Raw genomic sequence first — 15,950 nt, 5'->3', positions numbered from 1 at the left:
CGAAACAACCGCTCGTGTTTTTCTGAATATAATTAACGCAAAGATTAATTCCAAAGCCCCACCAATAAAAGCGCCTGATATAAAAGGCAAACTTAGTACGGTGCATGAGATGCCAGCAAATATCAATGCAGCACCCAATATCCAGTATTCTTTAAGGCCATACAATGTTTGGAAGGAAAAATAGCGAGCGCCAATTGCTAACAACATGATTGGGAAAAATAATTCCAGTTTGAATTGAGCCACATAAAAGGCCACTAGCAGCCCACCAAAAAGGGTTGGAAGAGTTTCTAAGGCTAGAGGTCCTAGTTTGTTTTTAGAGTCGTGTTTTCCTGACGCAGAAAGCAGTTTTGAAAAAAGTATAGAAAGAGGAAATATAAACATACCACCGAAGAACAGAGCGAGCATAGCTGTTAAAGAAGAAGAGTAAGTTCCAATTGCTCCAGCTAAGATCCAAACAATGCCCGATGCTAAAACACCAGTTGCACCTCCCACGTAAGCCCCTCGCATATTTTTTTGAAACTCAACAAAATTCATCAAATTATCCTACTTAGATTGCCGCATAGACATAATGACTCCCCACGAGGTGCTAGCCTCTGCATTTTCGTGGGTTAGCTAAAAGCCAGAGCCATAATTAGTTTGTCAAATAACTAAACAGCAGAGGCTAGCATGAACAAACATAGCATACTTTTTATCGGACTTGATACACATAAAGAATTCAATGAAGTCGCCTATATTGAAGACCATCGAGGCGCACAACCTGTGCACTTTGGTAGAGCGCCATCATCTAAAATAGCCGTTTAAAAACTAGTTCGTCACTTTGAATCTAAATACCCTGATGCAACGCTTCACTTTGTCTATGAGGCTGGCCCCTGCGGTTACTGGATTTATCGGTTAATCACTAGCCTTGGTCATTGCTGCTATGTGGTTGCCCCTTCTCTCATTCCTAAAAAACCAGGTGAACGTGTTAAAACCGATAAACGTGATGCCATGAAGCTCGCAAAGCTACTTAAAACAGAAGACCTTACACCTATTTATGTGCCAGAGCCGGAAGATGAAGCTGTTCGCGATTTATCTCGCGCCCGTGAAGTTGCCATGAAAGATTTAAAAGACGCCAAATATCAACTTAAAGCGCTATTACTGCGTAATAATATAAATTATGCTGGCACTGCTAACTGGTCGCTCAAACACCTTCGTTGGCTCACTGAATTGGTGCTGCCTCATCCAGCTCAACAAATTGTATTACAGGAATACATTCAAACCATTAATGAGTGGATTAATAGGCTGAGACGACTCGACAATGAACTTGAGTATCAGGTCAGAAACTGGCGGTATTATCCCGTAGTGAAAGCCATACAAGCCATGCGTGGTGTCAAACTGTTGGTAGCAGCAGGTGTGATTGCAGAGCTTGGCGACTTAACACGCTTCGACCACCCAAGGAAATTAATGAGTTATGTAGGCTTAGTCCCTTCAGAGCATTCCAGTGGTGGCAAGCGTCATTTAGGGGCAATCACCAAATGTGGTAATGGCCGAGCAAGACGGCTGTTGGTGGAAGGAGCGCACAGTTATCGCTATCAAGCCGCGGTGACCACCGAGCTACAAAAGCGCCAAGAAGGGTTGCCCAAACACATTGTTGATATGGCCTGGCAGGCACAACTCAGGCTGTGTCGTCGATATCAGCGTCTGATGCATAAGGGTAAGCATTATAATGTGGTGGTAACGGCTATTGCGCGGGAAATGATTGCCTATATCTGGGCGATTGCCAGAGAAACAGTATTAAGTCCGGTTAACCCAAAACTACGTATCGCACGGGTTCCGGCATAAAGTGAAAATCGGCTTTGAGTTAATACATTGGATCAAGCATCGGGTGTGGCACAACCACCGAGGGCGTTAGGATGGCAGTAATTAGCAATAATTATTGAACCACGAACATAGACTGAAGACAGGTGCTACGACGGGTTAAGTAAGGTAGGCTCTGCTCATAAAAGTGAGTAATCCACGGATACCAGCATGATAACCGACGACATTACTTGCTTCATTCGATGTGTTAACTCACTTTATCGAGTGAAAGACAGATTATAAAAGGCTTAAAAGTTTAGGCAGGGATCGGTGTACCCTGCTTGACATGGGGAGTCATACCAACGCCCCAAGCAGGGGCAATAACACGTAGGCTATAATACGGAACGAAGTGACGGAAGCCTACGTGTTAGTGTCCCGCTGACTTGGTTTGTTAGGTATTGCATGGTTCCCGGTTTATATTGATGCCTTTTTCTAATAATTCAGAAACCGCAGCGTTATCTAGAATCTCCATGTTGTTTATTGGTGTAATACCATCCTGTGATATGACTCCTGCCTCGGTTGGGCAAGCAGACCAACTAGTTGAGTTTGTAAATGTGTAGGTTTTTCCATTTTCGGGTGTAAACAGGTGCTTAGACATACACTTATATCCATTTACTGGATGAATTAAACCAAAAGCTAAAAAAATGGGATTATCTGCCTTAACTTTAATTGTCGCTGGATTGCCCAATGGTAAAGCCGTTGAAATTTGTAAATCCCCAACGTAACCAAATGTAGTTTTACCGCTATCTTTTTGCTGGCAACGTTCATAGATAATTGCGGTATGAGGATGTGGTTGGAATCCGAAACCATCTGTTTTCTTGGTGGTTTCAAGACTTAAATACGCTACCGGACCATCTTTAGGTTCCTGATATTTGTTTGGTTGACCTGAAAAAGTAATGTTATTTTCAGTGCTTGCACACCCAATTAAGCCAATGCAGCAAAGTGCGCTTATATATGTTTTCATTCGAACTCCGAAGTTAAACGCAATACCTAACACCCAAATAAGGGGCGCAAACATGGCGGTTATAATCGGAGCGAAGCGACACAACCGCCATGTTGGTGTCCCAGCGAGCCTGCGAGCGACTTTATTTGATTGTTAGGTTTGCCCCAATACAACCTCATTCTTACTAATCCACTGACACTTATTCCTTGGGTATATCGATGGACTCATTGTACTTACGCTTGAGATATTTAACGCTAGCATTTAGCTCTTTGATTTCCTTGCGATACTCAATCCCCATGTCTCTGATATTTTTTACTCTCTTCGATATCAGAAAGACAAAAATGGGCACTGTAATCCAAAGTAAAATGAGTATTAAATAAAACAGCGCACCGATCGCGCCAACACCTGCAAATATAGAATCCATATTACTTATCCTCCTTGAAAACCTAACATGTTTATAGCGAGCTAATCGCGCGTATTTCTACCACAGCGTAGCTCGTTTTTCTTATTAGATTATTTCTAACAAACTTGTTAACTAATTACCAGTGTTATTAAAATTTAGGAGTTCTCGCTTTGACCTCAGGATAAAAACGAGCGATTGGGTCGTTTTCTTGACTATACGAGCGACTGAGCTAAAACTGTATATATATACAGTTTTATTTCAAAGGAATGAAAATGAAAACTCGCTCTCCTTATTTAAACTACATTGCAGACTATATGCTCACTCGTCAGTATTCATTAAGAACAATTAACGCTTATTTAGGTTGGATCGCAAAATTTATTCACTTTCACAACAAACGTCACCCAAACTCAATGGGAGATGCAGAAGTCAAAGCGTTTTTAGACCATATTGTATTAAAACGTAATATGTCACCTAGAACACAAAGTGCAGCTTTAAATGCGCTCGCTTTTTTATATAAACATATTGTCAAAAATGAGCTTTCTTTAAACTTGAATTTTGCACGAAGTAATCGACAACCCAAGCTGCCTGTAGTGATGACGCCTGATGAAGTAAAGCAATTGATGAGTCATCTTTCCAAGCGATATTACTTAATCACGGGGTTAATGTATGGAAGTGGTTTGCGTGTGATGGAAGCGGTGCAATTGCGAGTAAAGGACATTGATTTTGATTACAAATGCATTCAAATTTGGAACGGAAAAGGCAACAAGCATCGTATAGTTACTCTTACAACGGAGTTGATCCCACTACTTAGAAATCAAATTTTGCAAGTTGAAGAATATTTAAGATTAGATTTACAAAACGAGCGATACGCAGGTGTGTGGATGCCTAACGCTTTAACTCGTAAATATCCCTCAGCTAATAAATCACTAGCGTGGCAATACTTATTTCCTTCCTACAAATTAAGTGATGACCCAGAAACTGGCGAGATACGTCGCCACCATTTCCACCCTACATGTGTTAGAAAAGCGATTAAAAAAGCATTAAAGCAAACCAATATTACAAAGGTTATTACGCCTCATACCTTGCGTCATTCATTTGCAACGCACCTATTGCAAAGTGGCGCCGATATTCGCACCGTTCAAGCACAATTGGGCCATTCTGATGTCAAAACCACACAGATTTACACCCATGTTTTACAACAAGGAGCAAACGGTGTTGTAAGCCCATTAAGCAAAATTTTCTAGCTATTATTAAAGGTGCGTTAACTTATCATTCAATGTGTAGGGCTTGGACCGTTTCTTGATTGCTCAAAGCAGCAGTTAGAGCATTTAACCTAACTTATTTTGGGGCAGAAGCGAGTTACGCTTGAAGGTATGATTTTGTACAAAACTGACTTTCACTTAAAACTCATTTTGCCAAATATGTTTTGCTAAAAAGAGCTCAAAACATAACAAAAAAGCGCCTAGGGCGCTTTTTAAAATCAACTAACTTACTTAAGTGTGGGCTGCACATCTAAGCCATAGCCAAACATTACTGCTAAAACTAATACAACCGATGCTGCGACCATTAGTTTAATTAGTAGTGGTAAGCAGAATCTAAACCAATGGCCGTAAGGCACACCAGCCATGCCTAAAATGCCCATAAGTACAGCATTGGTCGGAATGATCATATTTGAAAAGCCATCACCAAATTGATATGCAAGCACGGCAACTTGTCTTGGTACACCCACTAAATCACCTAGTGGGGCCATTAGTGGCATGGTGACATAAGCTTGCCCTGAACCAGAAGGAATAAAGGTATTAAGCAGGGTTTGAATAACCAACATGCCAATTGCAGATATTTCAGCTGATACATAAGAAAGCGGCAACGACATGCCATGTACAAGGCTATGCAGGATTTGGCCGTCTTCTAAGATAAGGGCGATACCCCGTGCAACACCAATTAACACTGCGGTGGTAACAAGATCAGACACGCCTTCTATAAATTTGTTTGCTGCTTCATCAGCAGATAGTTTGCCTAAGATGGCGACAACCACACCCCACGCAATAAAAACACCACCTAGCTCGTATAAGTACCAGCCCTTCGTTGCGATGCCCCATACTGCAATTGCAAGGGTAATAATAAAGCTTCCTAAAACTAGTTTATGGCGCAGGGCAAGTGCTGGGTAACTTGTTGCTGTGTGATTTTCAAGTGGGCAAGGCACGCCAATCATCATCGATTTAGACGGATCGTTCGCTACCTTTTTGGTGTATTGCCAAACATGATGAAAACCAATGAGCACAAATGGAATAAATATAGCTAAACGTAACCATAGGCCAGAGTAAACAGGAATACCTGCAATTTGTTGTGCGATTAATACAGTAAATGGGTTAAATGCCGAAACACCATAACCAATACCATAACCAGCAACTATCATACCTACGGCAGTCATTGCATCTAGGCGCATTGCCTTACAAAGCGCGACAAGAATAATAACAAAAGGAATATATTCACCGGCGGTACCAATACTGCTTGATGCTAAGGCAAAGCAAAACACCACCATAAAGATTAATCGTTGTGGTTTTTTACCGTGTCGCTCTAAAAGCCTACCAATGAGAGCATCAACAGTGCCTGTGGCACGTGCAACAGCTAATACACCGCCAACAATTAACACAAAGAAAATAACATCTTGAGCAGCAGCAAAAGCACGAGGTATGGCTTGTAATAAATCCCATGGAGTTAAGTAATGGCGCTCAGCAACTGTTTGATAGGTGCCCGCAACAACCATTTCTCGGCCTGATTCACTTAATGTAGTAGTGAAAAAACCTTGTGGTACTAACCAGGTAGCAATAAGCGCAACAACCATCATTCCCAGCAGCAGTATCAGGGTATGTGGAACTTTAAAACGTAAACCCATTTATTCTCCGTAATTATGTTAGGTTAAATTCTTGAAATCATAACATGATAAAAGCTGATAGGTTGTCTCTAAAATGCCCACACTGTTAATGATTGTAATAATTCAGATACAAAAAAGGCCAGAAAACTGGCCTTATAAAGTTTATTTGAATTTTATTTAGCTAACCCAAATGGGTCATCAATGCTGTGAGCAGGCTCGGTAAACCAGCGCGGACCTTCGTCTGTCATATAAAAATGATCTTCTAAGCGAATACCAAACTCATCCGGTATTACTAACATGGGTTCGTTACTAAAACACATACCTGGTGCGAGTGGGGTAGGGTTACCACCAATTAGGTATGGCCATTCATGAATATCTAAACCAATGCCATGGCCTGTTCTGTGTGGACAGCCTGGTGTTTGATACTCTGGACCCATGCCATTTTCGGCTAGGTACTGCCTTGCAGCATCGTCTACTTTGCCACATGGCTCACCATTTTTTGCGGCAGCAAAAGCAGCAAGTTGGGCATTTTTCTCGTGTTGCCAAAACGTACGTTGGCGATCGGTTGCTTCACCAAATACATAAGTACGGGTAATGTCAGAGAGGTAATCATGTACTTTACAGCCAGTATCAATCAGTACCACATCACCTTTTTTAAGGGTTTGCGGGTTTTTAACGCCATGCGGGAAAGACGACGCAACACCAAATAACACAATACAAAAATAGTTACCCGGTGCGCCGACTTTTTGGTGCGCTTTTTTAATAAAGGCTTCAACTTCAGTGGTGGTAATACCTTCATAAAGCATACTTGCCGTTGCTTTGTGTACTTCTAAAGTCATGTCCATAGCACGTTGCATTAAGGCAAGTTCGCTGGCTGATTTATGCATGCGGCAGTGAGCTGTTACGCACTGTGCGTTAACAATGTTGTAATTGCCGTTAGCTTTATTAATACCGTCGTAGATGAAAAACTGTGCGCTTTCATCAATACCAAGGGTGCCATTTTTGCTAATGCCCATTTCTGTAAGAACATCTACACAAAGTTGATAAGGGTTTTCGTGCTCTTGCCAGCCACGAATTGGGCCATCAATCACCATAAAATCGTTTAAGCTGCCGATTTCAAAAAACGGCGCTATGTATTGCACATCACCTTTAGCAGGTAAAATAGCGCCAACTAAACGCTCACTTGCGTACCAACGCATCCCTGTAAAGTAGGCTAGGTTAGTGCCTGCATTTAAGTAAATTGCATCAATATTGTTTGCTTGCATATACGCTTGTGCTTTTGCGATACGCGCATGAAATTCGTCATTTTGAATAGGGGTTAAATCTGTTGTCATATCTGACAAAGAGTCAAGCGCCTGCTCTGGCGTTTGTGTGCCAATACCATATGTTGTCATTGTGTACTCCTTGGTTTTTTGTGCATTGTGGCTTGAGTAAACAGTTGATGCAAACTCACTGCGACTAATCGCATAATATTCGTATTTATGGCTATAACTGTTAGCATGCGCAAAAAATAAGGAGCGACAATGCAAGTTAATTACTTAAAAAGACAAGCTGAATTTAAAGCCTTGCTAGAGCAACACGGTTACAGCGCCATGTTAGTACTTGGTCATGAAAATATTCGTTACTTATGTGGTTTTAGCGGTAATGCTGCTTATGCATTAATTAGTCAAAATGCGTGTGTGTTGATCACTGATTACCGTTACCATCAACGTGCAATTGCAGAAACAACAGGATTTGAAATTGTTTGTCGAGATAGAGACAACGAAACTCTTGGCCATTGTATAAACAGGCACCTTAACCCAAACAGCCATGTCGCATTTGATGCAAGCTATGTCACGGTAGCAATTTGGCAAGGTGTGGCAGATGAACTAACCGGCCACACTTTAACAGCGGTAAACGGCTTAATTGAAAAACTTAGACGCGTTAAAGACAACTGGGAAGTTGCGCAAATCAAAGCTGCTGCAGCCATCGCTGATGAAGCATTAGCACAAACGCTACCTTATTTTAAACCGGGTGTAACTGAGCGTGACCTTGCCTTAGAGCTTGAATTTAGAATGCAAAAGCTAGGTTCAGAAGGTATGTCGTTTGCCACAATTATGCTATTTGCAGAGCGCTCAGCCTTGCCGCACGGTAACCCGTCAGATCAGGTTTTAAAGCAAGGTGACTTTGTAACCCTTGATTTTGGTGCGGTTGTAAATGGCTATCGCTCTGATATGACTCGCAGCTACATCATTGGCGAAGCGTCAGAAAAACAAACCCGTATTTATAATACTGTACTCGATGCACAAAATGCGGCACTTGAAATGGTTAAACCAGGCGTTAATTGTTTAGATTTAAATGCCATGTCAAACAAGGTAATTGCTGAGGCGGGCTTTGGTGAGTACGCAGGTAAAGGCCTGGGCCATGGTTTAGGGCTATTTTTACATGAAGTGCCATTTATTAACACATTGACAGACTACAACCTTGAAGTTGGTAATGTGATCACTATTGAGCCTGGCATTTATATACCAGGCTACGGTGGTGTGCGCCTAGAAGATGACATAGTTGTCACCGAATCTGGCTTTGAGGTGTTAACCCATGCGCCTAAGCCATTTATAATCTAGTGCTTAAATTAAAAGTTATTTTTTAGCATACGCTAAGCGGGCTAAACGTTCAGTTACATGGTAACTATCTAGCCCGCTCACGGCGACTGTGTCAATGGCTTCAATATCAACAAAGCCATCTTCTTGCAAGCAAGCCTCATCTAAGTAAATATCGGTTATTTCACCTATGATCAGCTCAGTGCCATTGATGGCAAGGTGGTGGTGTTCTCTGAGCTCAAGCGCATATTTAAGCTTACTTTCTTTAACAAAAGGCGCTGTAAAGTCATTTAGGTATTCAGTGCTGAGCCCTGTTGCATCAAATTCAGACTCGTCCTTGTCGTAGCGTGCCGATGTTTGATGTGCTTTGCTATAAATGTCTTTGTTCACATGGTTAATTGTGTACTGCTTAGTGGTTAATAAGTTCTCTAGGGTATGGCGAGGCACTGAATGAGGCCTAATTATCATACCCACTAAAGGGGGATGTGCCCCAAGATGAAATACTGAACTTACAATCGCTAAGTTAGTTTGGCCGTTGCTATCTTGAGTGCCGACTAAGTTGGCACTTTTAAACCCCGACAAACTATTAATTAAATGAGCGCGATAGCGGTTTTCTAAATCAGCAATGGCTTGTTTTGTTAAATGCATAAATTTCCTGTTACCAGTCTATGGGTTTTCCTTGCCAGTCAAAGTAGGCAGGATTTTGTGATTGTTGTAAATAGTCAGCATCACTTATCAATGAATACAATTGCTCGGCTACAAACTCAGGGGTAAATAGCTTTCCTTTGGGCACATTTGCCTGAAAAGGTTTTGATAATGGCGTATCAGTAGTACCTGGGTGAAATAACACGCAGTGGCATTTTTTATGGCGTCTGCTAAGTTCAATTGCTGCAGATTTAAATAACATATTTAATGCCGCCTTCGATGCCCGATAGCTATACCAACCGCCTAACTTGTTATCATGAATGCTACCAACACGTGCACTAAGGGCACACACCACGGTTGAAACTTGTGGCTTTAAAAGCGATGAGAATAATGTCACACAGCGAATTGGTAGTAGAGCATTTGTCATCATGCTATTTATAAAGTGCTGCTCAGATATTTGTTCAAGTTTACGTTCAGGCGCATTATTTGGATCATGCAATAGGCCGTTAAATATCATCAACTGGGCCAAATCATATTGGCCACCGGCAAGTTCTTTCGCAATACCACTTAAGCTTTGCTCTGAGTAGTCAGTAATAAAATGCTGGTGGCTTATCTCATTGCTTACAGATTCATTAAAACTTGCCTTAAATTCACCTCGACTGATGGTTACGATATGACCCGTGTTTATTTGTTTATGAAGAGTAGTGAAATAAGCATTTGCAATTTCACTGCTTGCACCGCACAAAATATAGAGTTGCATTTTTGACCTGTTCTAAAAATATTTGAAAATTTTTTCGCTCAAAATATCACCAACTAATAAAATGATAGTAGCTCTGTTTGTCTTGATCTAACCCTACAAACACATAAAAAAAGGCGGGTAAAGATTTGACCATGCAAACATTAAGGATGCCTTAATTTACGGGGATTTTACCTTTTAAATTGGTAAGTCCATTTTACCAATTGAGCTGGCTTTAACGCTTTGCAGCTGACTAAGCTGCGTATTTATTACACTTTTATGTTTATAGATTGGTTATTCTTTTTTACGAGTATGTTAGAAAATTCGATCTATTAAATTAACGCTGACAATGATATTAATAAAAGGGATCAGTATTTAGCTGCGTTCGTGCTTGGCTAAATACTGTGCAGTAAGTACTTTCAACTTAGTTAAAGAAAGGAGTATGAGAATGAGTGAACAATACGCTGCACTTCGCGGTAATGTTAGTATGCTTGGACAAATGCTGGGTCAAACCATTAAAGATGCACAAGGACAAGCCATTTTAGATAAGGTAGAAGAGATTCGCGCTTTATCTAAATCGTCACGTAGTGGTAACGAAGCCGACAGACAAGCGCTTATCGAAGTACTACACGCTCTCACAGATGAAGAACTATTACCGGTTGCACGCTCATTTAATCATTTTTTGAATCTTGCTAATGTTGCTGAACAATTTCATACCGTATCTCGCTTTAATGATGTTGGTTTTTGCCAACTAAACCCTCTCACTCAAACATTAAAAGCGTTAGCAACAGCATCAAAGCAAGGTCAAGTTGATCCTAATCACTTGGCACAAACACTCTCAAAACTCCACATCAATTTAGTACTGACGGCTCACCCAACTGAGGTGACACGCCGTACAATGATTAATAAACACGTTGAATTAAGTGATTGTCTTGCCTCTTTAGAGCGTAAAGATAACCTACCTAGTGAACGTGCAGATTTATTAAATCGTATTGCCCAACTTATTAGCCAAGCGTGGCATACCGACGATATTCGTCGTTCACGCCCAACGCCAATTGATGAAGCTAAATGGGGTTTTGCGGTTATTGAAAATAGCTTATGGCACGCTGTTCCGCGTTTCTTACGTGAGTTTGGCGAAGACGTAAAAGCAGAGCTTGATCTAGAGCTACCTATTGATTTCAGCCCAATTGAATTTACTTCTTGGATGGGAGGCGACCGTGATGGTAACCCGTTTGTAACTGCTGAAGTCACACAGCAAGTACTTGATCATGGCCGCTGGATGGCACTTGATTTGTATTCCCGCGATATCGAAACGCTAAGCAATGAGCTATCTATGTCGGATGCAAGTGATGAGCTTATTGAGCTTGCCGGCCAAGACTTTGAACCTTATCGTGCGGTACTTAAAAAATTAAAGAATCAAATTGCTGAAACGGTGACGCATTTGGGCGCTAAAATAAAGAAAAAGCGCACTGATTCTGAAGATTTAATTACCGATATCGCGCAAATTAAGCACCCAATCGAAGTGTGTTATCGCTCGCTTATTAAGACCAACATGAAAGTAGTTGCCGATGGCTTGCTGCTTGATGTTCTGCGCCGCATTAACAGCTTTGGTCTGCGCCTTGCAAAACTTGATGTACGTCAGGATTCATCGCGTCATGGTGATGTTTTCTCGGAGCTAACACGTTATTTAGGTTTAGGTGATTACCATCAATGGCAAGAAGAAGACAAGCAAGCGTTTTTACTTGCTGAGCTAAACTCTCGACGTCCGCTAATTCCAAAACATTGGCAACCAAGCCCAGAAGTACAAGAGGTGCTAGATACATTCGATGTAATCGCAGCGCAAGATGCTCAAACATTTGGCTTGTATATTATCTCGATGGCACGTACAGCATCTGATGTGCTGGCAGTACAGTTACTGCTTAAAGAAAGTGGTTGTAAGTTTAACTTACCAGTTGCGCCATTATTTGAAACGTTAGACGACTTAAATAATGGTAAAGAGGTTATCGAATGTTTACTTGATAACACTTGGTACCGTGGTCATATTCAAAACCAACAAAATGTCATGATCGGCTACTCTGACTCAGCAAAAGATGCAGGTATGATGGCTGCCGGTTGGGCACAATATGAAGCTATGGATAAGCTGGTTCAATTAGCCGAAAATCGCGGTATTGAACTTATTTTATTCCACGGCCGTGGTGGTACTGTTGGTCGCGGTGGCGCGCCAGCTGCCCAAGCTCTTCGCTCACAGCCTCCAGGTTCATTAAAAGGTGGCCTGCGTGTAACAGAGCAGGGTGAAATGATCCGTTTTAAGTTTGGTTTACCTGCTGTAGCGCTACAAAGCTTAAATATTTATGCCGGTGCTGTTCTTGAAAGTAACCTGCTGCCACCGCCAGAGCCTAAGAGCGAATGGCGTGATGTTATGGAGCTTATTAGTGCAGATTCTTGTGAGCATTACCGTCAAGTTGTGCGCCATGATGAAAACTTTGTGCCTTATTTTAGAATGGCAACCCCAGAGCAAGAGCTTTCTAAACTGCCACTTGGTTCTCGCCCTGCGAAGCGTAACCCAAACGGTGGAGTAGAAAGCCTTCGTGCTATTCCATGGATTTTTGCATGGAGCCAAAACCGTTTAATGCTTCCAGCTTGGTTGGGTGCATTAACAGGCCTTAAAGCTGCTTTAGATAAGTATGGCATCGAGACACTTCATGAAATGAGCTTAAAATGGCCATTCTTCCGTGCTCGTTTAGAGATGCTAGAAATGGTATTTAGTAAAGCAGATACATGGTTAAGTGCGCATTACGATGATGCATTAGTAACTGAGCAATATAAGCCATTAGGCGTGAAGCTACGTCAAGAATTGAGCGAAGCTATTGAGCTTGTGCAATCGCTTAGCCCACAAAAGAGCCTGCTTGCAGACCAACCTTGGATCAAAGAGTCAATCGCACTTCGTAACCCGTACACAGATCCACTTAACTTATTACAAGTCGAGTTACTGCGTCGTTCACGCGAAGCTGACGAGGGCTCTGAAGGCGATATTGATAATGCCTTGATGATCACTATGACAGGTATCGCTGCAGGTATGCGTAATACCGGTTAATAGCTAGTGTCATCAACCAATCGAGCATCGATTGGTAGGCTAATAACAAATCGTGCGCCGTGTTTACATGACTCGGCGCTTATTTTCCCTCTAAGATTATATTTTACCGCATTAAATACTACGTTTAAGCCAAGCCCTAGATGGTTTCCACCTAGATTTGTTGTATAAAATGGCGTAAATATTTCATGTAGGATCTCATCATTGATACCGACACCGTTATCTTGATAGGTAATTTCAACCACATGTGTATAGGCTTTAACTATTACTTCGACAACACCTTGATCAGAATTAACAAAGCCATGCTCGCAGGAATTTATAACCAAGGTTTTTAATACATCACTTAAGATAGTTGGATATGACGTAATAACTGCCTCATCACCATGAATTTTAAACTCAATTTGTTTACCAAGATGTTTGCTCAAAGGGCATAAACGATGACCAATAAAGCTTGGCAGCTGTATTTTGCTCATCGGTTTATCAAGGTGTATCGACACATTGAGCGCTTTAAATTCTTCTACGATGCCGGCAAGTCGATTAATACTACTGATCACCAGCTCTTTAGCGCTATTTGTATCAGTGATGAACTTATGAAAATGCTTGCTAGAGAGCTCTCGGGCTTTAAATTTTTCTTCTAAACCTTCCATGTAATCATCGATTAATGAACTTGCGGTCACTATTGTGCCAATAGGGGTATTAAGTTGATGCGCCATACCAGATACCAGTGCTGTTAAAGAGGCTATTTTTTCGATTTCAATCAGATGATCTTGCGTATCTTTTAACTGCTCTAATGCTTTAGCTAATTTTTGTTTTTGTTTGTCTATGCTGTTGATTGCGATAAATGAGCCAAATAAAATAACGACTAAACAAATGCTTACTACAATCGTGAGATCTTTAAATGAATTCGCTTTAGTGGCTTTTATTTGTTCTGCACGAGTCAGGTTAGAAATTCTTACTTCTTTTGCGGCAACATCGGCTTCTGCAAGTGCTTTTGCTAAATTCACTTTGGCTTGTCTGGTTAAAATAGCGGCGTTAATGTACGAATATTGTTTATAAGCGCTGAGTGCATTTACATAATTTTTTTGTTGCTCGTAAAGCTCTGCAGTTAATTTGGTAATCGATAACAGGGCTTCAAAATTAGTATGGCTAACAGTGTGTGTATCAACGGATGCAAGTGTATTGAGTGCTTTGTCAGTGTGTCCTTGTGCTTCATACGTTTCTGCTAAACATAAAATAATATTAAGTTGCTCATTCTCAAGCTGTTTATTTTCAATGAGTGTTGAAGCCTCGTTGAGTACCTTTTCTGAGTCTTCTAAAAAACCTTGAAAACGTAATACTTTGGCTTTTAGAACAAGGCTTGAAGCAAGGTGAGTGGTGTAGTTGTGTTGGCTTTGCAGCCCAATCGCTTCATTGATAACCTTGAGTGCTTGTGGATACTGTTTTAGCCCAATTAAAGCTAGCGCTAAATTATTACTTGCAAATGATTCGTTGAGAGTTTGATTTTTTCTGTGGGCATAATCTCGATAGTAACTGAACGAGTCGGCAGCTTCTTTATAACGGTTTAAACGTAGCTTTACCAAAGCGATATTATTTTCGGTTTGATAAATTAAACGCTCATCTCGAGATTGTGCAAATGGCATGGCATCGCGATAGTATGCTAAGGCTTCTTCATATAGACCTAATCGCGCATAAATCCCACCAGAAATATTGAAATAGCCATACATGAGGTCTTTTTCATCAGATTGTGAAACCATATTCATGTACTTAACAATGGTTTCCATGGCTTGTTCAAGCTTGTCAGTCTCAAGCAAAAACCAAGCTTTATAATTAGTGACTATAATCTTTTGTTCTAGTGTTAGTTCGGTTGTTTCAATTAGCGCATTGACAAACTCAAGTCCTTCTTGAGGTGAACTGGCGTAACTTTGTCTTATTGAGGTTCTAAGCTTTTCAAACTCTTTAATGGGCATCGCTTTAAGTGTTGTTGAAACTAATAAAATCAACAAGATAAAGCCAAATAATATATCCAATCGCGCTTTCATGACACACCAATCCATTTAAAAATGAGCATAAAAAACGCTCACCCATTTTGCTGTCTAAATAACGCTAAATATTATAAATTTTAACTAAATATAGGTTTATCTGAAAAAGCTGATTCTATGAAAGGAAAATTCATACTCGTGTTTAAAGTAAATAAGATATGAATTTGCATAACAACTCTTTAAATTAGATCTAATCCTAAAATCTGAATTTCACAACTGGTCATACCTATTTTATTGCTAGGTATTGACTAGAGAGGCGATATTAATAAAATAGCCCAGCTTTTTGATTCAGCTACCGTTAAGCCAAATCAACCCCCACGCTTTTTTTAGAGTAACTTATGCCAAACGTGTCTACTTGCATTACTTATGATGCATCGACGTCACTCGTGATGATGACGTTAAGAGGGACTGCTAGTGCACAGGATGTGATAAATTTTTACCAAATTGCCCAACAATATTCAGAATTACATGGGTCAGAGAAAATACTCGTTGATGTGTCTGAGATGACGCACAATTTCGCACCTGCTGATTTATTCACCATCATGCCGGAAGTGGCGAACTCTTTGAAAGAAGCTGTTGTAGCAATTGTTGTAAGTTTTGATGGATTTATGCACGACTTATTTATGCAAAAAGCAAAGCGCTATAACTTACAAGCTGAAAACTTTGAATGTTTTAACAAAGCAAAAAATTGGCTGGTTCGTCAATAATTGGTCGAGCTAGTCATCGCTATTTTGTTGTGTATATCTGGGCTTACAAATACCGCTAATTTTTAGCTTTTATTGTGCGATTTACCTTGATGTTTA

At 40.7% G+C, this 15,950-nt stretch carries 12 protein-coding genes and 1 pseudogene; 5 read left to right on the top strand and 8 right to left on the bottom strand.

What is annotated here, in order from left to right:
• Positions 1 to 534 (bottom strand): DUF7010 family protein (locus NFU46_RS13015; RefSeq protein ID WP_251602380.1); only part of this gene is annotated, 534 nt, incomplete at its 3' end.
• Positions 535 to 666: 132 nt separating this feature from the next.
• On the opposite strand from NFU46_RS13015, the pseudogene NFU46_RS13010 reads away from it, so the two are divergent.
• A pseudogene (locus NFU46_RS13010) lies at positions 667 to 1,821 on the top strand (IS110 family transposase).
• Positions 1,822 to 2,227: 406 nt separating this feature from the next.
• Here NFU46_RS13010 and NFU46_RS13005 read toward each other — a convergent pair.
• Positions 2,228 to 2,800: a hypothetical protein gene (locus NFU46_RS13005; RefSeq protein WP_166340863.1), complete on the bottom strand. Its 573-nt coding sequence runs from the start codon at positions 2,798 to 2,800 to the stop codon at positions 2,228 to 2,230.
• Positions 2,801 to 2,978: 178 nt separating this feature from the next.
• Positions 2,979 to 3,203: a hypothetical protein gene (locus tag NFU46_RS13000; RefSeq protein WP_251602378.1), complete on the bottom strand. Its 225-nt coding sequence runs from the start codon at positions 3,201 to 3,203 to the stop codon at positions 2,979 to 2,981.
• Positions 3,204 to 3,454: 251 nt separating this feature from the next.
• On the opposite strand from NFU46_RS13000, the gene NFU46_RS12995 reads away from it, so the two are divergent.
• Positions 3,455 to 4,426, top strand: a complete 972-nt coding sequence (locus tag NFU46_RS12995) for an integron integrase (protein WP_251602376.1) — start codon at positions 3,455 to 3,457, stop codon at positions 4,424 to 4,426.
• Between the two features lie 245 nt (positions 4,427 to 4,671).
• On the opposite strand, the gene NFU46_RS12990 is transcribed toward NFU46_RS12995, so the two are convergent.
• Positions 4,672 to 6,078 carry a YfcC family protein gene (locus NFU46_RS12990; RefSeq protein ID WP_251602373.1) on the bottom strand — a complete coding sequence of 469 codons (1,407 nt, stop codon included), beginning with the start codon at positions 6,076 to 6,078 and terminating at the stop codon, positions 4,672 to 4,674.
• A 152-nt stretch (positions 6,079 to 6,230) separates the two neighbouring features.
• Complete coding sequence (locus tag NFU46_RS12985) at positions 6,231 to 7,451, bottom strand: Xaa-Pro peptidase family protein (protein WP_251602371.1); 1,221 nt, start codon at positions 7,449 to 7,451, stop codon at positions 6,231 to 6,233.
• Between the two features lie 129 nt (positions 7,452 to 7,580).
• Between NFU46_RS12985 and NFU46_RS12980 the strand changes: the two genes are divergently transcribed.
• Positions 7,581 to 8,660, top strand: coding sequence for a Xaa-Pro peptidase family protein (locus NFU46_RS12980; RefSeq protein WP_251602369.1), 1,080 nt, complete (start codon positions 7,581 to 7,583; stop codon positions 8,658 to 8,660).
• Between the two features lie 15 nt (positions 8,661 to 8,675).
• On the opposite strand, the gene NFU46_RS12975 is transcribed toward NFU46_RS12980, so the two are convergent.
• Both NFU46_RS12975 and NFU46_RS12970 read right to left on the bottom strand, forming a co-directional pair.
• Positions 8,676 to 9,284: a flavin reductase family protein gene (locus tag NFU46_RS12975; RefSeq protein WP_251602367.1), complete on the bottom strand. Its 609-nt coding sequence runs from the start codon at positions 9,282 to 9,284 to the stop codon at positions 8,676 to 8,678.
• A 10-nt stretch (positions 9,285 to 9,294) separates the two neighbouring features.
• A complete protein-coding gene (locus tag NFU46_RS12970) occupies positions 9,295 to 10,041 on the bottom strand; it encodes an SDR family oxidoreductase (protein WP_251602365.1) in 747 nt (248 codons plus the stop codon).
• Between the two features lie 424 nt (positions 10,042 to 10,465).
• Between NFU46_RS12970 and ppc the strand changes: the two genes are divergently transcribed.
• A complete protein-coding gene (gene ppc, locus NFU46_RS12965; protein WP_062565520.1) occupies positions 10,466 to 13,111 on the top strand; it encodes a phosphoenolpyruvate carboxylase in 2,646 nt (881 codons plus the stop codon).
• Here the strand turns inward: ppc and NFU46_RS12960 are convergent.
• Complete coding sequence (locus NFU46_RS12960) at positions 13,108 to 15,147, bottom strand: ATP-binding protein (protein ID WP_251602363.1); 2,040 nt, start codon at positions 15,145 to 15,147, stop codon at positions 13,108 to 13,110. The genes ppc and NFU46_RS12960 overlap by 4 nt on opposite strands.
• Positions 15,148 to 15,485: 338 nt before the next feature.
• On the opposite strand from NFU46_RS12960, the gene NFU46_RS12955 reads away from it, so the two are divergent.
• Complete coding sequence (locus NFU46_RS12955) at positions 15,486 to 15,854, top strand: hypothetical protein (RefSeq protein WP_058584288.1); 369 nt, start codon at positions 15,486 to 15,488, stop codon at positions 15,852 to 15,854.
• Positions 15,855 to 15,950 lie beyond the last annotated feature (96 nt).

The sequence above is a fragment of the Pseudoalteromonas sp. NCCP-2140 genome, assembly GCF_023708065.1.
In the GTDB taxonomy this organism is placed as follows: domain Bacteria; phylum Pseudomonadota; class Gammaproteobacteria; order Enterobacterales; family Alteromonadaceae; genus Pseudoalteromonas.
Note: the sequence above shows the minus strand (reverse complement) of the source record. Positions and strands in the feature narration are given on the sequence as shown.